Origin of the sequence: Thauera sp. GDN1 (assembly GCF_029223545.1) — a bacterium.
Classification (GTDB): Bacteria; Pseudomonadota; Gammaproteobacteria; order Burkholderiales; family Rhodocyclaceae; genus Thauera.
Genome location: NZ_CP097870.1, coordinates 1072593 through 1091685 on the forward strand (window position 1 = coordinate 1072593; position 19093 = coordinate 1091685).

The 19093-nt window shown below is 61.2% G+C and carries 18 protein-coding genes; 12 read left to right on the top strand and 6 right to left on the bottom strand.

Annotation, left to right across the window (positions count from 1 at the left end):
* Positions 1 to 140: 140 nt before the first annotated feature.
* The 9 genes from CKCBHOJB_RS04895 to CKCBHOJB_RS04935 are packed head-to-tail and all read left to right on the top strand — an operon-like array spanning position 141 to position 9369.
* Complete coding sequence (locus tag CKCBHOJB_RS04895; RefSeq protein ID WP_281050895.1) at positions 141 to 431, top strand: nucleotidyltransferase domain-containing protein; 291 nt, start codon at positions 141 to 143, stop codon at positions 429 to 431.
* Complete coding sequence (locus CKCBHOJB_RS04900) at positions 428 to 1927, top strand: glycosyltransferase family 39 protein (protein ID WP_281050896.1); 1500 nt, start codon at positions 428 to 430, stop codon at positions 1925 to 1927. The genes CKCBHOJB_RS04895 and CKCBHOJB_RS04900 overlap by 4 nt, the downstream gene beginning before the upstream one ends.
* The gene (locus CKCBHOJB_RS04905) at positions 1909 to 2307 is read left to right on the top strand and encodes a GtrA family protein (protein ID WP_281050897.1); all 399 of its coding nucleotides are present in this window, start codon (positions 1909 to 1911) and stop codon (positions 2305 to 2307) included. Before CKCBHOJB_RS04900 ends, CKCBHOJB_RS04905 begins: the two co-directional genes overlap by 19 nt.
* On the top strand, positions 2280 to 3338 hold the full coding sequence (locus CKCBHOJB_RS04910) for a glycosyltransferase family 2 protein (RefSeq protein WP_281050898.1): 1059 nt from the start codon (positions 2280 to 2282) through the stop codon (positions 3336 to 3338). Before CKCBHOJB_RS04905 ends, CKCBHOJB_RS04910 begins: the two co-directional genes overlap by 28 nt.
* 32 nt (positions 3339 to 3370) lie before the next feature.
* Entirely contained in the window at positions 3371 to 4576 is a 1206-nt protein-coding gene (locus CKCBHOJB_RS04915; protein WP_281050899.1) for a TIGR04063 family PEP-CTERM/XrtA system glycosyltransferase, read from the top strand.
* Positions 4573 to 5685 (top strand): glycosyltransferase family 4 protein, encoded by a 1113-nt coding sequence (locus tag CKCBHOJB_RS04920; RefSeq protein WP_281050900.1) that lies wholly within the window; start codon positions 4573 to 4575, stop codon positions 5683 to 5685. Before CKCBHOJB_RS04915 ends, CKCBHOJB_RS04920 begins: the two co-directional genes overlap by 4 nt.
* 11 nt (positions 5686 to 5696) lie before the next feature.
* A complete protein-coding gene (locus CKCBHOJB_RS04925; RefSeq protein ID WP_281050901.1) occupies positions 5697 to 7055 on the top strand; it encodes a phenylacetate--CoA ligase family protein in 1359 nt (452 codons plus the stop codon).
* Between the two features lie 13 nt (positions 7056 to 7068).
* On the top strand, positions 7069 to 8415 hold the full coding sequence (locus tag CKCBHOJB_RS04930) for a putative O-glycosylation ligase, exosortase A system-associated (protein WP_281050902.1): 1347 nt from the start codon (positions 7069 to 7071) through the stop codon (positions 8413 to 8415).
* 6 nt (positions 8416 to 8421) lie between these two features.
* Positions 8422 to 9369 (top strand): polysaccharide deacetylase family protein, encoded by a 948-nt coding sequence (locus tag CKCBHOJB_RS04935; protein ID WP_281050903.1) that lies wholly within the window; start codon positions 8422 to 8424, stop codon positions 9367 to 9369.
* A 66-nt stretch (positions 9370 to 9435) separates the two neighbouring features.
* Here CKCBHOJB_RS04935 and CKCBHOJB_RS04940 read toward each other — a convergent pair whose 3' ends face one another.
* From CKCBHOJB_RS04940 to CKCBHOJB_RS04965, 6 genes are all read right to left on the bottom strand, one after another.
* Entirely contained in the window at positions 9436 to 11157 is a 1722-nt protein-coding gene (locus CKCBHOJB_RS04940; protein ID WP_281050904.1) for an asparagine synthetase B family protein, read from the bottom strand.
* A gap of 14 nt (positions 11158 to 11171) precedes the next feature.
* Positions 11172 to 12638, bottom strand: a complete 1467-nt coding sequence (locus CKCBHOJB_RS04945; protein WP_281050905.1) for an oligosaccharide flippase family protein — start codon at positions 12636 to 12638, stop codon at positions 11172 to 11174.
* Positions 12635 to 13399, bottom strand: coding sequence for a class I SAM-dependent methyltransferase (locus CKCBHOJB_RS04950; RefSeq protein ID WP_281050906.1), 765 nt, complete (start codon positions 13397 to 13399; stop codon positions 12635 to 12637). Before CKCBHOJB_RS04950 ends, CKCBHOJB_RS04945 begins: the two co-directional genes overlap by 4 nt.
* 125 nt (positions 13400 to 13524) lie before the next feature.
* Complete coding sequence (locus CKCBHOJB_RS04955; RefSeq protein WP_281050907.1) at positions 13525 to 14562, bottom strand: GNAT family N-acetyltransferase; 1038 nt, start codon at positions 14560 to 14562, stop codon at positions 13525 to 13527.
* Between the two features lies 1 nt (position 14563).
* The gene (locus CKCBHOJB_RS04960) at positions 14564 to 15757 is read right to left on the bottom strand and encodes a DegT/DnrJ/EryC1/StrS family aminotransferase (RefSeq protein ID WP_281050908.1); all 1194 of its coding nucleotides are present in this window, start codon (positions 15755 to 15757) and stop codon (positions 14564 to 14566) included.
* 5 nt (positions 15758 to 15762) lie between these two features.
* The gene (locus CKCBHOJB_RS04965) at positions 15763 to 16992 is read right to left on the bottom strand and encodes a glycosyltransferase (RefSeq protein WP_281050909.1); all 1230 of its coding nucleotides are present in this window, start codon (positions 16990 to 16992) and stop codon (positions 15763 to 15765) included.
* 153 nt (positions 16993 to 17145) lie between these two features.
* Here CKCBHOJB_RS04965 and CKCBHOJB_RS04970 point away from each other — a divergent pair, with 153 nt between their 5' ends.
* The 3 genes from CKCBHOJB_RS04970 to CKCBHOJB_RS04980 are packed head-to-tail and all read left to right on the top strand — an operon-like array spanning position 17146 to position 19078.
* Positions 17146 to 17394 carry a phosphopantetheine-binding protein gene (locus CKCBHOJB_RS04970; protein WP_281050910.1) on the top strand — a complete coding sequence of 83 codons (249 nt, stop codon included), beginning with the start codon at positions 17146 to 17148 and terminating at the stop codon, positions 17392 to 17394.
* Entirely contained in the window at positions 17394 to 18224 is an 831-nt protein-coding gene (locus CKCBHOJB_RS04975; protein ID WP_281050911.1) for a hydrolase 2, exosortase A system-associated, read from the top strand. The genes CKCBHOJB_RS04970 and CKCBHOJB_RS04975 overlap by 1 nt, the downstream gene beginning before the upstream one ends.
* Positions 18221 to 19078 (top strand): hydrolase 1, exosortase A system-associated, encoded by an 858-nt coding sequence (locus CKCBHOJB_RS04980; RefSeq protein ID WP_281050912.1) that lies wholly within the window; start codon positions 18221 to 18223, stop codon positions 19076 to 19078. The genes CKCBHOJB_RS04975 and CKCBHOJB_RS04980 overlap by 4 nt, the downstream gene beginning before the upstream one ends.
* Positions 19079 to 19093 lie beyond the last annotated feature (15 nt).

A 19093-nucleotide genomic window follows, 5' to 3' on the forward strand; every position in this document is an offset into this window, starting at 1 on the left:
GTAAGCGCATGGATCGGCTGGAGGCGGTAAAAAGACGGATCGAGTCACTATCTGCGCACGAGTTGGCAGAGTTTCGGGAGTGGTTCTACGGCTATTTGATATCGATGGGGTCAGACTCCATTGATCCGTCGGAGCAATGAATGAAACCCTCGGAAGCCCTTCGCCTTCATCGGGAGCAGGTCAGACGCATCGTCGCTGCGCACCGCGCAAGCAACGCCCGCGTTTTCGGCTCGGTCCTCAGAGGCGATGACGAGGAGGGGAGCGATCTCGACATCCTCATCGACCCAACGCCAGAGACCACCCTGATGGATATCGGCGCTATCCGGCACGAGCTTCGTATGCTGTTGAACGTCGATGTCGATGTGCTGACACCGCGAGCACTCCCGGCGGGGCTGCGGGGGCAAGTGCTCTCTGAGGCGACGCCGCTATGAATCGATCCCTATTCATTGGCACTTCCGACCGCACCCAAGCCGGCGTTGCTGGCGATGCAAATGTTTTCGCTCGCTTCGTCGCGGGTGCTTGGCTCCACTGGCTGCTCGTTTTTTTCGCAGCGCTCGCGCTCTTTGCAACGCCGCTCCAGATGATGCGACTGGTCGAGGTCTTCTCCGAGCCGGTGCGCTTGGGCATTTCTGCGATCTGCGCTATCGGGGCAGGGGGCTTTGCGCTGCTATTTCATCGTCGGTTTCCCAAGGCCTTGGGCGGGCTCTTCGCCGCGCTTTCCAGTGTTCGCGTCTGGCAGGTGGTGGTATTCGGCCTGGTCCTGCGTGTGGTCTGGATAGCCCTGTTTCCCGCACAAGCCGGCTCCGACGGCGCCGTCTACCTCGGGCTGGCCGAACGACTCGCGCAGGGCGGTGCCTATGAAGCGGGGGGCACAAAGGCCTACTGGCCCGCGGGCTACCCGCTTTTTCTCGTTCCCTGGGTCGCAATCTTCGATGATCCACGCACCGCCTATCTCGCCTCCAACCTGGTGCTATTCGTTGTCGGCGCGTTTGGTGTAGCCGCATTGGCAAGATTCCTTGCCGGCGAGCGAGCAGGCAACTTTGCTGCGCTGCTGTTTGCAACTTGGCCGAACCTTGTTTTTCTGGCGGGCACGCCCGAGAAAGAAGTCCTTGTCCTCGCGCTATTGCCTTGGGCTACTTTCTGGATGCTTGCCGCCCTGAACCGCAGCGGTCGCGGTCTCAGTGTTTTCCAGGCAGGGCTGTTGCTTGGTGCATGCACTTTGGTTCAGCCATCGCTGCAGTTCCTGCCGTTCGTTGCTGCGATCCTTCTGGTGGGATCTGCGCGGCAGATGCGCGTCGGCTTTGCCCAGGCGCTTCTGGTTGTCCTGGGGGCTGCGCTCGTTGTGGCGCCATGGACGTACCGCAACTATCTGGTTTTCGATACTCCGGTCCTTGTCGCTACCAATGGTGGCAGCGTTCTTTATCGCGCTAATAACCCTCTCGCAACCGGGGGCTACATACCGCATGGGGAAATAGTCTTGGCCAACATGGACGAGATCACGCAGGACAAGGAGGGACGCCGTCTCGCCATGGAGTGGATCAAGGAGAACCCGAGCCGTTTCTTCGGTCTTTTGCTTGAGAAGCAGATTCGCTTCATGGGTGATGATGCTGTGGGTGTATACAGCACCTTCAAGGTGGGTGGTGCAGAGGGCGATCCAAAGCTCTACGCCATATTGAAGCTAGTTGCGAACGCTTGGTGGATGTTTGTCTGGATGGTCATTGGTTGTCTAGCTCTTATATCTCGATCCAAGGTTTTTTCTGCTCAGTCGTTCTCTGTCAGCGTAGTCTGGCTTTGGCTCTATCTATTCGCAATTCACAGCGTATTCGAAAGCGCCGGAAAATATCATGTGCCTGTACTGTGGGTGCCATGTGTCTTGTTAGCAGTTTTGCTGTCAGTCAGTGCCGATAGATGGGTGCTTCGGAGGTGACGCCTTTGACGCAGTTCTCACGGTTCTTGGCTGCCGGTGCAATCGGTACGATGGGGCACTACGCGCTGTTAATTTTGGCAGTTTCAGTTTTTGGTTTCGCGCCCGTGCTCGGCGCGACGATGGGAGCTGCACTAGGCGCATTGACGAATTACATGCTGAACTATCGCTACACGTTTATAAGTAATGTAAAGCATGTCGTCGCATTACCGCGCTTTCTTCTGCTGGCAGGTGTGGGAATTTTCTTGAACGCGTTTATTGTTGGTGTTTTTGTCCATTTTGGTCTTCATTATCTTGCAGCGCAGGTTATCGCAACGGCTGGTGTGCTGGTACTCAACTATTTCGTGAGCAAGACATGGATCTTTCGAGAGCCGAGGGTGTAACTTTTCCCAATATGCGGTTGCCTAACCCCAGCATCTCTGTGGTTGTACCTGCATTTAATGAGGAGGAGGTCCTGCCCGAATTTTACGAGCGAGCGTTAGCGGTGCTAAAGACTCTGGGTCTTCGCTATGAGATAGTCTTCATCAACGATGGAAGTAAGGACCGAACGCTTGACGTGATGTTGTCCCTGCGGGAGTCGGACCCAAACATCGCGGTTGTTGATCTTTCAAGAAATTTCGGCAAGGAGATTGCCTTAACGGCCGGCTTGGATCAATCTCGCGGAGATGTCGTGGTTGTTATCGATGCTGATTTGCAGGATCCGCCCGAATTGATTCCGGAGCTCGTTTCGGAGTGGAGAAAGGGTTTCGACGTTGTTTATGCAGTGCGGACTGAGAGAGGGGGCGAGACCTGGCTTAAGAAAGCTACAGCTGCTGCGTTCTACCGTCTCATTCAGTCGGTAAGCCGCATTGATATTCCGAAGGATACCGGTGACTTCAGGTTGATGAGCCGGCGGGCCGTAGAAGCGCTGAGCTCCCTACGCGAACATCACCGTTTCATGAAAGGGCTCTTTTCATGGATTGGATTCCCGTCTAAGCCAATTTATTACAAGCGCGCTCCGCGTGCGGCCGGGGAAACAAAGTGGGATTATTGGAAACTCTGGAATTTTGCGCTTGAAGGAATTACATCATTCACGATTGCTCCGCTCAAGATTGCGACCTACATTGGATTGGGTGTGGCAACGGGAGCCTTCATTTACGCAGCCTTTGTGATCTATAAAACTCTGATGTACGGGGATCCTGTTCAGGGCTATCCGTCGTTAATGGTTGTGGTGCTTTTTCTTGGGGGTACGCAGCTCATGTTTACGGGCATCTTGGGGGAGTATCTCGGGCGCGTTTTCGATGAGGTCAAGCAGCGGCCCCTCTATCTCCTGAATGACGTGCAGCCTAGCCAGTTGCCGCCTTGCTCGCGCGGGTTCGCAGACTATCCCAGTGCGGTGCCTTGCGTTGAGCCTTCTTCTCGTAGCGGGCAGTGAGTGCCAGATTCCGATTTTGGTAGTGACCTTCAATGCGCATCCTCCACATCCTCGACCACTCCATCCCGCTGCACAGCGGCTACACCTTTCGCACCGCGGCCATCCTGCGCGAGCAGCGGGCGCTGGGCTGGGAGACGTTTCACCTGACCTCGCCCAAGCAGGGCAGGACGGCGGCCGAGGTCGAGGATGTCGATGGCCTGCGCTTCTACCGCTGCCCGGTGCCCGAGCCCGGCCCGGCGGGGATCAACGAGCTGCGCCTGATGCGCGCCACCGAGACCCGCCTGGAAGAGCTCGCACGCGAGCTCAAGCCCGACGTGCTGCACGCTCATTCGCCCGTGCTCGACGCGATCCCGGCGATCCGCGTCGGCAAGCGCCTCGGCATTCCCGTCGCCTATGAGATCCGCGCGTTCTGGGAAGACGCTGCAGTCGACCACGGCACCACCAGCGAGGGCAGCGTCCGCTATCGCGTCACGCGCGCCATCGAAACCTGGGCGCTCCAGCGCGTCGATCACGCCTTTACGATCTGCGAGGGTCTGCGCGCCGACATCGTCGCGCGCGGCATCCCGGCGGACAAGGTCACCGTGATCCCCAACGCGGTGGATATCGAAGGCTTCCAGCTCTCGGGCGAAGCCGACCCCGCACTCCGCCGCCAGCTCGGCCTGGAGGGCTGCACCACGGTCGGCTTCGTCGGTTCCTTCTACGCCTACGAAGGCCTCGACCTGCTGCTCGATGCCTTCCCCGCGCTGCTGCAAAAGCGCCCCGACCTGCGCCTGCTGCTGGTGGGCGGCGGCCCGCAGGACGCCAACCTCAAGGCTCAGGCCCAGCGCCTGGGCGTGGCCGACAAGATCGTCTTTACCGGCCGCGTGCCGCACAGCGAGGTCAGCCGCTACTACGACCAGATTGACCTGCTCGCCTATCCGCGCCATTCCATGCGCCTCACCGAACTCGTCACCCCGCTCAAGCCGCTGGAGGCGATGGCGCAGGGGCGGCTGTTCGTGGCCTCGGACGTCGGCGGGCACAAGGAGCTGATCCGCGACGGCGAGACCGGCAGGCTGTTCGAGGCCGGCAGCGCCGAGGCGCTTGCCGCCACCATCGACGACATGCTCGACCATCGCGAGCGCTGGCCGGCGATGCGCGCGGCGGGGCGGCACTTCGTGGAAGAGGTGCGCAACTGGAAGAACAGCGTGGCCAATTACATCCCGGTGTACGGCCGGCTCACGCGGCGGAAGGCCGCATGAAGCTCGACGGGCTGCGCATCGCCCTCGTCGGCCCCTTGCCCCCTCCCGCGGGTGGCATGGCTAGCCAGACGCACCAGCTCGCCGAGCTGCTGCGCGGCGAAGGGGCGAGCGTCGAGCTAGTGCAGGTGAATGCGCCCTACAAGCCCGAATGGGCGGGCCGTATCAAGGGCGTGCGCGCGGGGTTCCGTCTGCTGCCTTACCTGGCGCACCTCTGGCAAGCTTGCGGCCGAGCGGACATCGTGCACGTGATGGCCAATTCCGGCTGGTCGTGGCACCTCTTCGCCATGCCGGCCATCCGCATCGCGGTGTTACGCGGCACGCCTGTCGTGGTCAATTACCGTGGCGGCGAGGCGGGGCCGTTTCTGGACAAGGCTGCAGCATCCGTGCGCGCCACGCTGCGCCACAGCGCAGGGCTGCTGTTGCCCTCGGGATTCTTGCTCGAAGTGTTCGCACGCCACGGCATGCAGGGCAGGGTAGTGCCGAACATCATCGACCTTGTCCGCTTCCACCCAGCGGAGCAGTACCCGCCCAAGCCGCAGGCGCCGCACATCATGGTGGCGCGCAACCTCGAGCCCATCTATGGCATCGACGTCGCGCTGCGTGCCTTCGTTGTCATCGCCGCAAAGCTGCCGGCGGCGCGCCTGTCGATTGCGGGCAGCGGGCCGCAGCGTGAAGAACTCGAACAGCTCGCCACCACGCTCGGCGTGGCCGACCGAGTCCGCTTTACCGGCCGACTCGACCGCGACCAGATGGCCGCGCTGTACCGCGAGGCAGACCTCTGCCTGAACCCCAGCCACGTCGACAACATGCCCAACTCGGTGCTCGAATCCCTGGCCAGCGGCGTGCCGGTGGTCAGCACCGATGTGGGCGGCGTGCCCTTCATCGTCGAGCACGGCCGCACCGCGCTGCTCGTACCGGTTAACGATGCCGAAGCCATGGGCGCCGCGGCGCTGCAGATCCTGACGGACCCAGCCAGTGCTGCCGCACTACGAAGCGCCGGGCTGCAAGCCGTGCAGCGCTACCGCTGGGAGACCGTGCGCGACACCCTGCTCGCCGCCTACCACGACGCCCTGCACGCGCCCGCCGAATCCATGCGGCCGGTGGCCTGAGAGAAAAGATCATGAGCGACTTCTACACCCGCTTCGTCTCCGGCGCGCTCTTCCCGCTTCAGGAGAAATTGAAGAAGCACGACACCGTGCGCGTGCACCGCGACATGGAAGCCTCGCAGTGGTGGCCTCGTGATCGCATTCTCAATCTGCAGTTCGAGCGCCTGCAGGCCCTGCTGCAAGACGTCGCCGTGCATGTGCCGTACTACCGAGACCTCTTCGCCCGCATCGGCTTCGACCGTGCCGCCGTGCGCAGCGTGGCCGACCTGCAGGCGCTGCCCTTCCTCACCAAGGCCGAGATCCGCGCCCACGCCGACGCCCTGCGCGCCGACGATGCGAAGGGCCTGGCCCGCTTCAACACCGGTGGCAGCAGCGGCGAGCCGCTGATCTTTTTCATCGGAGCAGAGCGTGTCACCCACGACGTCGCCGCCAAGTGGCGCGCTACGCGCTGGTGGGACGTGGACATCGGCGACCGCGAGATCGTGGTCTGGGGCTCGCCGATCGAGCTCGGCACGCAAGACCGCGTGCGCCTGGTGCGCGACGCGCTGATGCGCACCGAGCTGCTGCCTGCGTTCGAGATGTCCGACGCCAAGGTCGACGGCTTCATCGCCCGCATCCGCGAGCGCCGGCCCAAGATGCTCTTCGGCTACCCCTCGGCCATCAGCCACATCGCCCTGCGCGCCGAACAGCGCGGCGTGCGGCTCGACGACTTGGGCATCAAGGTGGTGTTCTGCACCTCCGAGCGGCTCTACGACCACCAGCGCGAAACCATCAGCCGGCTCTGCGGCTGCCCGGTGGCCAACGGTTATGGAGGGCGCGACGCCGGCTTCATCGCCCACGAATGCCCCAACGGCAACATGCACATCACTGCCGAGGATATCGTCGTCGAGATCATCGACGAGGTGGGCAGGGTGCTTCCGCCGGGCGAGTCGGGCGAGATCGTCGTCACCCACTTGGCCACGCGCGACTATCCTTTCATTCGCTACTGCACCGGTGACATCGGCACGCTGGGTGACGAGGTGTGCACCTGCGGCCGCGGGCTTCCGATCCTCAAGGACATCCAGGGGCGCAGCACCGACTTCGTGGTGGCGGAAGACGGTACGGTGCTGCACGGGTTGTCGCTGATCTACATCCTGCGCGACATGCCCGGCGTGCGTGCGTTCAAGATCGTGCAGGAGAGCCGCTGCCTGACCCGGGCTCTGGTTGTGCCCGAGGAGGGTGCTGACTCGACGGGCATGGATACGACCGTGACCGAAGGTTTCCGTCGGCGGCTCGGGAGGGGCGTGGAGGTGTCGGTGGAATTCGTCGAATCCATTCCGGCTGAGAAGTCCGGAAAGTTCCGCTACGTGGTGAGCCACGTGGCGGTGCGTTGAAGGAGTCGAACCCATGCGCGATCTGATCATAGTTGGCATCGTCGCCGTCGGTGCCCTGATGGCGCTGAAGCGGCCGTGGATTGGGGTGATGCTGTGGACCTGGATCAGCATCATGAATCCCCATCGCTACGCATGGGGGTTCGCCTATTCGGCCCCGCTCGCGGCCGTTGCCGCCGGGAGCACCCTGCTCGGGTTGTTGATGACCAAGGAGCGCCAAAACCCATTTCAAGGCGCGCCGATCGTCTGGTTCTTTCTCTTCGCGTGCTGGGTAACGCTGTCGTGGCTGTTTGGCATGGACCCAGTCGGCGACTATGAGCAATGGAACAAGGTCATGAAGATCTATCTCATGACCTTCGTAGCCGCCATGCTCGTCATCAACAAAATGCACATCACGGCCTTTGCCTGGGTCACGATTGGTTCCTTGGCGCTGCTTGGCGCAAAAGGCGGCGTGTTCACGATCCTGACAGGTGGCAACCACAGGGTATGGGGGCCCCCGGGCACGTTCATCGGCGACAACAACGAGTTTGCCTTGGCGCTTATCATGACCATCCCGCTGCTGCATTTCCTGCAGCTTCAGCTCAAGAGCGTATGGATGCGACACGGGCTTTCAGCGGCAATGCTACTTTGCGCCGCTGCGGCAATCGGTACCCACTCACGCGGCGGCCTGCTGGCTATTGCCGCAATGTCGGCGATGTTCTGGTGGCGTAGCAGCCGCAAGGGACTCATCGGCGCGATGCTGCTCTTCGCCGTGCTGGTCGCGCTGCCGATGATGCCCGAGGAGTGGTGGGAGCGGATGAGCTCCATCCGCGAGTATCAGGAAGACGGTTCGGCCATGGGGCGCATCAATGCCTGGGGGGTCGCTTGGGAGGTTGCAAAGCACAACTTCTTCGGCGCGGGGATGAGCTACCAGCACGAAGTGCTGTTCATCCTCTATGGCGTCCACGAAACAATCGTGCGTGCTGCACACAGCATCTATTTCCAAGTGCTCGGCAATCACGGGTTCGTGGGGCTATTCCTTTTCCTCGGTATCTGGTTGTCCACCTATCGTGTGGCAGGCTGGTTGCGCAGGAATGCGCGCCAGCAGGAAGAGGCGACGTGGGCCGCGGATCTCGGCGCGATGGTTCAGGTGAGCCTTGTCGGCTATGCGGTAGGCGGTGCCTTCCTCAGCCTGTCGTACTTCGATCTGCCGTACAACATGATGATCCTGGTTGTTGCCGCTCAGGCCTGGGTTCGAGCGCGCGGCTGGGAACGCGATCAGCAAGTGCCCTGGCTCGAGTACATGGGGCTTCGCAAACGCCGCAAGGATCAGCCGCCGATGGCCAAGCCCGGCGTGTATCCCGTTCAGAACGGTTTGACTTGAATTCCCATGCTGATCCGCGCCGCGCTCTCCGCCCTGTCGCCCGCCGGACCGCGAGCACGCCTGTCCATCCTCATCTTCCATCGTGTGCTCAGCGAGCCCGATCCGCTGTTTCCTGGCGAGGTCGACCGGCGACGCTTCGATGAGCTGATGGGCTGGATCGCGGCATGGTTCAACGTGCTGCCGCTCGAGGAGGCGGTCGCCCGCCTCAAGCGTGGGCAACTGCCGGCGCGCGCAGCGGCCATCACCTTCGATGATGGCTATGCGGACAACTGGCTCAATGCGGTGCCGATTTTGCAGAAACATGGTCTGCACGCCACGTTTTTCATCGCAACGGGCTTTCTCGACGGTGGTCGCATGTGGAACGACACGCTGATCGAGTCTGTTCGCAACACCCGTGCCGGGCAGATCGACCTGTCGTGGCTTGGAAAGCCGACGTTGGCGCTGGACTCGATTGCGGAGAAGCGTACTGCGCTTGATGCGCTGATTCCCGCTATCAAGCACATGCCGGCCGTGGAGCGAGACGCAGCGGTTTCAAGGGTGGCTGAGTCTTGTGCTGCGGTTTTGCCCAATGATCTGATGCTCACGACTGAACAATTGCGTGCGCTTCGATCGGCTGGCATGGGTGTCGGCGCACATACGGTGAGCCACCCCATCCTTGCGCGCATCGACGCGGCGTCTGCCTATCGTGAAATTGCCGAGGGGCGGGAACGGCTAGAGGAATTGCTCGGAGAGCGATGCGGTCTTTTTGCCTATCCCAACGGAAAGCTGGGGCAGGACTATCTCGCGGAACACGTTGAGATGGTTCGATCTTTGGGCTTTGACGCGGCAGCTTCCACCAATTGGGGGGCAAGCTCGATGTCGACTGACTGTTTTCAGTTGCTGCGCTTCACGCCTTGGGATCAGTCCCGATTGCGATTTATGCTACGGCTATTTCGTAATATCCGTAAAGAATAGCGGTCATCTATTTTTAGGCGATCTTGTTTCTTGGCGAAGAATAGGTAGTGCGGGCGCTTTTCAGATTCATGCTTTGCCCAGTGTGGCGCATCTCGTTCGCGCTTGCGACAAGACCGCTCCGGTCTTGAGTACATAGCGCATATCCCTTAAGCCTACGTACGTAAGAAGCGAAGCTATAACTAACGAGAACTTGTTCATCTGAGGGGCCGTTTTTCCGTAAATCAGACTTAATACGGCTTCTCGCGCTGAATCGCGCTGAGCTTGTCGAAGGCTACTTTTGTCCACCCAACTGTCCCACTGGTATCGCCCCATGCTGTCCTGCGGATAGGGGCACGCTTCATGTCCGGGGTAAGCTTGCCACGGAACAGCATGCGTTGGCGGGAGGTGGCGTTCGAAAAGCTTGTTGTACAGTTTGTGGCGTAGCAAATGTTCAGTCGGTGTGTCTAATACTGCCTGGATTAAGCGGTCATCAAAGAATGGTAAAATGAGATCATGATCACGTGCGTCAAGCGTGCTGAAGTGACGATCTGAATGCCGGCGTTGGTCGTTGAAGAGTAGGAAGGCGTAGGCGCGCTTCTCCGGCGGGAAATGGCTTAACCGTTCAAGTTCTTCGACGATGCCGCGTTGTGGCTGCTCGCCAAGGTGGCGCCAGTTTTTCTTCAACGCGCGAGTGCTAATCCGCCAGTTGTTCGCGCGAATGAGTACCTGCGCGAGTGTGTGGGCCGCCGTTTCGGACTTCGGACACGAGGCGTCGGTCAGATATACATGCCCTAGTCCTACGCTACCGCCGTCGCCAGACCACCACAGATGCCCTTCGAGGTCTTTGTGCGCCTCACAGGCACGGCGGACGCCCTCATCTATGGCATTTGCCAGCGAGATGCTCGTTGCGGGAAAGATGTGATGTCGGGTCCCAAAGAAGGAAGCGGCAGATTGGCCGAACAAGGCGTCTTGCGTCTCACTTGGCGCTACATTGAGCGTGACGGGACGGTGCCCGGAAGCGCACAGGGCATCAACGATCAGTCGCGAATCCATTCCGCCCGATAAAAAAGCGAAGGGGACCGTCTTCGGTGCGACCTTCAGGCGGTCGGACACGGCCTGCGTAAAAACAGCATGAATTCTATCGGTGGCCTCTTCGAGCGAAAGTGCTTGATCGATAGATGCGGTCCAGTGGTAATAGCGCTCTCGGCTAATGCCAGAGGGGTTGCACTGAACCACTTCAGCTTCCAGTAGCCGCTTGCACGCCTTCAGAAGCGTACGATCACCAAGTGGATAGCCGAATGCGATGGTTTCCGCAGCGGCTGCTTCGTCCCCTTCAGAGTACGGCTCCACGAGTTGCATCAAAAGTTCAGGGCTGCTCGCGAACATCAAGACATTCCCGATTTCAGCAATGAAGAGACCGTGCAGTCCGATCTTGTCGGTGAACAATCGGAGCGTGCCGCGCTTGCAGTGATAGTGAATTCCGCAATAGCTGCCATGAGTGCGCGTAAGCAGTGAAACTTTGTCCTCGCCAAGTGCTTGGGCAAGTATGGGGAGTGCATCCGCTCGAGGGATTGGGGTCTTTTCTTCGATCAGTAGCGGTTCGCCTAGAATCAGCGTTACGGTTCGTGAGTCAATGTGAAACGGGCTGCCAGGCCAGCGGTCTTCATGTGCGCCAAAAAGTAAGAACCGTTCGTCGCTGTACAACGGCGCACCCGCGATTTCGCGGAGTCTGTCTTCGAAGTTTGAGTCGTCCGCTACGGGGAAGGCGCCGAGGCGGTAGATCCCGATGAATTGAAATGGCAGTGACATCGAAGTTCCTGGGGTCAATCAGGTCTTTGCTTGATAGGACCTAGCAAAAAGACGAGGGGAGGTACAAGTCGGATGAGTTCTTCGCGAACGGGGTGGTGTGAGAGTCTCAAGGCGGCAACATAGCCCACGGCTCCAAGCAGCCCCGAAAGTGCGATCGGTACAAAAGGCGATACGGTTGCTTGATAATGTGCTGCCAACAGCACAAGGGCCGGGCCTATAAGTGTTGCGGGCAGAAGCGCGTAGCTGGGGATGGCCGCACGATAGAGTTGCCGTGGTGTCAAATTATAGTGAATTGCGAGAGAATTGAAGAAGAAAAAGAGGTTGCACAGTCTTGCGATGAGCAAAAGGTAAACGACAGTCTCGAGGTTAAGCCAGATTGAAAAAGCAAGAATGCAGAGGTTTGCGCCCTGAGTCATGCTCACACTGCGTAGAACCGCACCTGCATGGCCCCCAGCCATCAATGCGTTGCTTGCGAAGGCGACAGGGGCGAGTACGAGTTGATACATGCACAAGAAGATGGCCACATAGGCAGCCTCGTGCCATTGCGGGCCGAAGAATAGCAAGATCATGGGCTGAGCGAGGATGGTCAGAATACCGATGAGTGGTACGGTGATGCCAGTAATTAGCCGCATAGCGTCGCAGTACATTGCTTCGGGCGGACGGCCGTGGCGAATGCCTTGCGCGAAGGCGGGCAGAAAGATCTGCCCGATCAGTTCGTTAACTTTCCCTAGAATCATGTTGTTCAGGCTTATCCCGCGGCTAAAGTTCGCTACGGCTTCGAAGCCAAGCGTCTTGCCGAGGATGAGATCGGGACCGCTGTTTTCGAACTGACCCACAAGCGAGCCGGCACTGGCCTTGCCACCAAAGGAGAGCACCTCGCGTAAGCCTTTGGTGGTTGGTAGCAAAAACGCGAACTCGCGGCGCATCAGAGAGAGCATCACGACATTGGTAATATTTCCGGCCAGGGAGCCCCAAGCCATGCTCATGTAACTTTCGCCGGCCATTGCAGTACCAAGTGTGACGCTGACTTGTACTGCTGCGTTGGAGACGCTAACTATGGCTAGACGGTCAAAACGCATCTCACGCTTTAGAATTGACAGGATGGGTGAGGCGAAAGGCAGAATGACGAAGTTGATTGAGAGGATTGTAAAGACCGCGGATAGTCCCGAGTGCTCATAAAAAACTGCTACAGGTTCGCGAGTCAAGAGTAGAGCCAAAGCTATCGTCCAGGAGACGGCTAGCATTATGGTGAATCCAGCCCTTAGGTGTTCTCGGGTAAGCTCTTTTAATTGAACAAAATATTGGCCGACTCCGAACTCACGGAGAATGTGTGTGTACGCAACGAGAGATACAGCGACTGAAAAAACTCCGATTTCTTCGGGTTTTAGCAGGCGTGAGACAACGACTACGCTGATGAGCGAAAGAACGAAATTGACTGCAGTTGCAATTGAGGTAAAGCGCAGGGCGCGAAGAACGCTCATTTTGTGTCTTTCAGGTAATGTGGATGCAGAATCACATGGATCCACTTGGCCCTTTCTTTCTTGAACGGGCGGGTAAGGCTTCGGGCGAAAATGGCAAGTCGCGTGAGGATCTTTCTTGTGAGATTGCGCGGAGGGGGTAAAGGCATTTTTTTTCCGCAATGGATGCAGGGTTCGTCTTGCATGTAGGTGCCGTATGGGTTGCCGGCGAGATCCATTAGGAAGGCGGATAAGATGTTAGTCTGGGCGCGGGTGTGCCCGACGTAAGAAATAAATTCGATCGCGGAGTTCTTGAAGAGGTTCGCTATCACGTTTTCGTCAAATTGATTGACATGCCCCCAGGGTGGATTTTTTTTCTTGCAGTGAGAGCATGTCAGTCGATCCAGGCGAAGGTCCTGGCGATAGGGAACTCCGATTAGAAGTTTCCCGCGGCAAACCCGCTGAAGCTCATTGCAGGCCAAGGGCAGCAGGTCAGGCGGAATGTGCTCGAGCACTTCGGCGCAAAGAATGAAGTCGATCGATTTATCAGAAAAGCTCAGTTTCGTGACATCGCCTTGTATACATAGAACTTTCGGAAGCATAAACCGCGGGAGACAGAGATCCAGGGCGACGATGGTTCCAAAACGTTCCGCAAGTAACCGTGAAAAGTGGCCATCCCTTGCCCCGATGTCCAGTGCGATTTCTCCGGCGCTTGGCATCAGGCGCACCAAGTCGTCAGTTCGCTCTTGTTCGCTGGTGCTTGCGCGGTAAGCAGTGAGATCCATGGCCTTCTCCCCATTCGTAAGTGGTTCAGGTTTTCTGCAGACCCTTGCTTTCGGTTCGGAGAGGCGGCGCCAAACGACGACATCGACGCCAGTGCTCGGGATGCTTACCCTGTGAGCGCTGGTTGTTACGGGTTGGCGTCGCGTCGGGGTTCCGAGAGTCGTCGGATCCAACCCTGCCGGTACGCAGTAGCGTGATACAGGGTACGGAATTTTTCCGTCCAACGCGTGTGCCAATCGCGCTTGCGACCGTAAAACTCAATCCGATCGACTTCGCCGGTTTCGTACGCTGATTGCGTTTGCGCTAGACGAAGCAGAAAGGCGGGGGAGAGTTGCGTGTACTTTTCATCGTAGGTCGTCTTGAGGACGACGAGTGTCTTGTCGTGCACCAGGCACAGGTTCGACGCCGCCAAACCGCCATCCAGCCAGTACTCATGCACTAGGGCGCGGCCGTGCGCGGCTTCAGTCGTAAGTAGTTCGGTGTAAAAGCGCCCCTGCTCGTTGTCGGGGTGGATGGCGGTGCCGGATTCGGCTTTCCACCCGGCGCTTTCGACTTCGCCGTAGCGGGCAACGGCCGCAGCCATGTCACTGGCCTCGCTGATGGTGCGGAATTCCACCACGGTGCCTTCGGCTGCGAGCTTGTTGAGTTGTTTGCGCATGTTCTGGCGCAGGTTCTTTCCGCGGGCAGCCCAGTATTCCTCGAAAGTGCCTGTGAGCTCGATCCAGCCAGTTTCGATGTAGTCATCCAGGCGTAGGGTGGCGGTGTCGGCTGGCCGCGGAACGTACAGCGGGTCGAGCTGGGTGATCGAGAGGACGAGCGTGGTTGCGGGCAGGGCGCGGAGCAGCGCGGCCGACGCGGTGTCGAGGCCCGCGTGCGGTGCGATGAGAAATGCGCCGAGCGGGATCTGCGAGGGCTGGAAGGTGGACCAGCGCAGGGCGTCGATTCGCGACAGGACGGCCATGCACACGATCTGGCCCTGGGCGGTGCCGACGAAGAGGCGCTCCTGACCTGTGCCGAAGTGTTTGATTGCGCAACTGATCGCCTCCGCATCCATGAACACCTGGCGGGTGGTGCTGGCGTTGAGCTGGTTCCAGTCTTCACGCAGTTTTGCGTTGCTGGCGAGTTCGTGTGCGGGGTGGGTGATCCAGGTCAGTCGGTCAGGCATGTCAGCGGCCATTGTGCGGGGTGTCGTTGTTTAGCAAGGTGCGGCGGATGGTGGCGATTGCCCAGTCTGCTTCGTCTTCGGTGAGGCTTTGGTGGCAGAGCAGTTGCAGCACGTGCGTACTCCACAGTGGGCCCTGGTCGCCGGTGAGGTGAGGCGTGCCGGGCCAGCGCCTGTCCCAGCGATACACCGGAACGCCGGCAATGCGCAGCGTGTGATAGACGCGCTCGGCGTCGTCCACCCATAGCGGAAAGGCGTAGGGGGCGGTGTTGGCTGGCAGCTCGGCATGCAGCGGGCGCGCGCCGGGCAGGGCCGAGAGCGCATCGGCATAGCGAGCAAAGAGCCGTTGCCGATGGGTGCAGGCTTGCTGTTTCGGCAGGTGCGCGGTGAGCCAGCGGGTAGAGCGAAGGGGAGCGCTGTTGACCCGGGCCATGTCGCTGTCGTGCATGGATGCGCTTGTGGTGGGCGCTGGCGCAGGCGGTGGAGCGGCGGCAGGTGTTTGTTCCTCGCTATTTAGCCCGCTACGGCCCCGACTGCCGCGCAGCATCTCGACGAAAAGACCCAGGCCTTTCAAGCGCCCATGCGCGGTGGCTAGGTGCGAGATGTCGAAAGCGGCCTTGAACTCTGCCTTCAATGTTTGCGGGGCAAGCGAAAGCGCGGGAATCGGGCGACTTGCCGAGGCGAGTAGCCCGCCCTCCAGGATGGGGAAGAACTTGGTCAGGCTGGTGATGGCGTAGTCGCCCCAGGCGCCGACGGGGCGTTCGCCGGCCCTGCCGTAAAAGGCATGGGCGCAGTCTTCGATCAGCAGGGTGTCGGTTGCGTCGCACCATTGGCGCAGGTGGGCAAAGGACTGGGTGATGCCGAAGTAGTGCGGTGCGAGCAGGCAGTTGGCACGGCGGGCATCCGCATCCGATATCAGTTCCAGTGCGGGCAGGCCTTGGGCGTTGATGGCGTAGAAGATGGGTTCGAGCCCCAGCAGCACGAAGGGCGCGATCATCGTTGGGCAATGGTAGGTGGGCACCAGCACCGCGGCACCCGGCGCGGGGTTTGCCAGCTCGAGGGCGTGGTAGATGGCTGCGCGACCGCTGGTGGTGAGCTGGCGATGGGGCAGGTCGGCAATGCTGGGCAGGCTGGCCTGCCGGGCGCCGACGAAGTCTGCCCAGTCGAGTACGGGACGTTTGGGCAGGTGGCGCTGCACGGGGGTCACTTCACGACCTGTTCGAGCAGGCCGGCGAAGGCGGCAGTGCGCGCCTGGCGCGAGCAGGCTTGCACATAGCTGGCCTTGGGGGTGAATCCTTGTGCTGCGCCATTCTTCAGGTAGAGCAGCAGCAGCTCGCCGATGGCGGCAGCGTTGTCAAGCGGGGCGATGGCCGAAACGCCCGCTGCCCGGAGGCTGCGGGCGGTGTCGCCCGCCGGGTCCGTCAGCCCGATAAGCGGGCGGCCGGCGCGAAAGTACTCGTAGAGCTTGGCGGGAATCTGCGCGTTGCAGTTGGCTGCCTGCATGACGAGCAGCGCATCGGCGCGGCACATTTCTTCCAGCGCCTCGCGGTAGGGAATGGGGGGCTGGGTCTCGACGAGGTCGGTGATGTTGCGGCGGGCGAGTTCTTCGTTGACGAAGGCTTCGTGCGCGCAGGCGCGCAGGCGCACATGCAGGCGGGCGGTCAGCTCGGGGGCGGCGGCCTTGAGTTCGGCAAGGGCGTCGAAGAGTGGGCGCGGGTCGCGTTCGGACGGGTAGACGATGCCCGAGTGCAGCAAGGTGACGCGGCCCGGCACGAGCGGCTGCGCGCTGGGGGCGATCTCGCGGAAGGGGGCTTCGTCGTAGCCGTTTTCGATAAGGTGGATGCGGCTGGCTGCTTGCGGGTAGCGCTGGCGGTAGTCGTCGCAAGCGCCGGGCGTGGTGAAGACCATGGCGGCGGCGTGCTGGACGGCCTGCGTCTCGATGGACTTGAACTGCCGCCAGGTGACCGGATCGGCTGGGTAACCGTCCTGCGCCATCGGGTCGCGGAAATCCGCTATCCAGGGCAGGCCGCTGCGCTGGTGTAGCGCCAGGCCGATGAGATTCGCGGTGGCGATCGGGTAGGTGGACCAGATGGCGGCGGGGCGCAACTCGCGGATCAGTCGCATGCCCTGGCGGATGGCGTCGTACTTCCAGCTCAGCCAGCGGTCGGGGCGGGCGAGTGCGCCGATGTAGCGCCCGCCGAAGGCGAAGTGGCGGGCTGTGTCCCATGCCTGGGCGCGCACCACGCGCAGGCTGGGGGCGATGTCCTGCATCTGGTCGCCACTGGTGCGCTCGTAGGCGCGAGGGTGGGCTGTGAGCACCACCGGCTCCCAGCCGTTGTCGGGGAGGTACCGGGCGAAGCGAAGGGTGCGCTGGATGCCGCTGCTTCCCGCGAGCGGGGGGAAGTGGAAGGCGACCATCAGCAAGCGCTTCATCGTCTGGCATCCCGGATGGGCCAAGCGGCCCGAAGTGGCTTAGACTCCCGCTCACGGCGGAGCAGCGTCGGCACCTATAATAGCAACCCGTTTCGGAGTAACGATGTCGATTGCGTCACCCGCGCGCTGAACGGCATACGGCAGGAGAATGTTTTGGATATCAGCAAAGAGGTTTTGGCAGTCATCGACGAGGTTCTGAGCCTCGGTGGCCGGGCGCTGGCGTTCGACCGCGAAACGCCGCTGCTGGGTGCCGTGCCCGAACTCGATTCGATGGCCGTGGTCGGCGTGATCAACCTGCTCGAGGAACGCTTCGGCTTCGTGATCGAGGATGACGAGATCGACGGCTCCTCGTTCGCGACGGTGGGGACGCTGGTCGAGTTCGTCGAGGGCAAGTTGGGCTGATGGGCGCAACCGGATTGCGGCGTGAAGCGTTCTTCATGTCCGCTCCGGGCGGCGATCGGTTTTGTTTGCTGACCATTCCTTCGGGGGCGCCTTGTGGCGCCCTTTTGTTTGTCCCGCCGTTCGCCGAAGAGCTGAACAAGTCACGCCGCATGGTGGGGCTGGCCGCCCGCGCTTTTGCAGGGCAGGGCTGGGCGGTGCTGCAGATGGACCTCCTGGGGTGTGGCGACAGTGCCGGGGACTTCGGTGATGCGAGCTGGCAGGCGTGGGTGGATGACGTCGGGCGCGGGTATGCCTGGCTGCAGGCCCGCTTCGGGCTGGCGCCGGCCCTGTGGAGCCTGCGCGCCGGCAGCCTTCTGGTCAGCGACTGGCTTGGCGCCAGCGGGATCAAGGCCCCCTGGCTGGCGTGGCAGCCGGTGATCAACGGCAAACAGCACCTGACCCAGTTCCTGCGCCTGAAGGCGGCGAACGAGATGCTGGCCGAATCCGATGCGCGCGCGGCGATGGCCGAATTGCGGGCGGCGATCGAGCGCGGCGAGACTGTGGAGGTGGCGGGTTACGCCTTGGGTGCAGGGCTTGTGTCGGGGCTGGAGCAGGCGACACTGCGCTTACCACCGGGACGCGCTGCTGCGGCGGCGATGTTCGAGATTGCGTCTGGCGAGGCGACCGCGGTGTCGCCAGCCTTGGCCAGCCTCGTTGCGGCCTGGCAGCACGAGGGTATTAGTGTGTCGGCCATTCCGGTGCCGGGCAGCGCGTTCTGGCAGACGCAGGAGATCGAGGTGGTGCCGGCGCTGATCGAGCAGTCTTTGGCTGCGCTGGAGCAGATGCCGTGAACGCAGTGCGTGACGAGGCCATGCTTTTTAACTGCGGCGCGGACGAGCTCGTGGGCGTGTTGAGCAGACCCGAGGGTGAGGCCGGGCCGCTTGGGGTGCTGGTCATCGTCGGCGGGCCGCAGTATCGGGTGGGCAGTCACCGCCAGTTCGTGCTGCTGGCGCGCAGCCTTGCATCACATGGCATGGGGTGCATGCGCTTCGACTACCGCGGCATGGGCGATTCGGCGGGCGACGTTTGCAGCTTCGAGTCGGTGAATGACGACGTGCGCGCGGCGGTCGATGCGTTTTTTCGCCAGGTGCCCGAGCTGCGCCGCGTGGTGCTGTGGGGTTTGTGTGACGGGGCGAGCGCAGCGTGCTTTTATGCGCCCACCGATGCGCGGGTCTGCGGGCTGATTCTGCTTAATCCGTGGGTGCGTACTGCCCAGGGTGAGGCGCAGACGTATCTCAAGCATTACTATCTGCAGCGTTTGCTGTCTCGCGCGTTCTGGCTGAAGTTGTTGCGCGGTGGCGTGCGCCTGGGCCAGTCGTTGGCGGGGCTGTCGGCTGCGATGAAGCGCGCCCGTGGCGGCGCGTCTCAGACTCAGCCAAGTGCGGGGGGCACGCTGCCCGAACGCATGCTGGCCGACCTGCAACGTGCGGCAAAGCCGGCCTTGATCGTACTGAGTGGCCGCGACTATGTGGCACGTGAGTTCGAGCAGGTTTGTCAGAACCATCCCGGCTGGCAGCGGTTTCTGGCGGCCAATGTGGTGCAACACCTACCCGAGGTCGACCACACGTTTTCCAATGCCCGGCAACGTGAGGAGGTGGCCAGCCTGTCGTTGAATTGGTGTGAGACTCTGGGTGGGCAGATTTAGTGGCTTGATGAATAG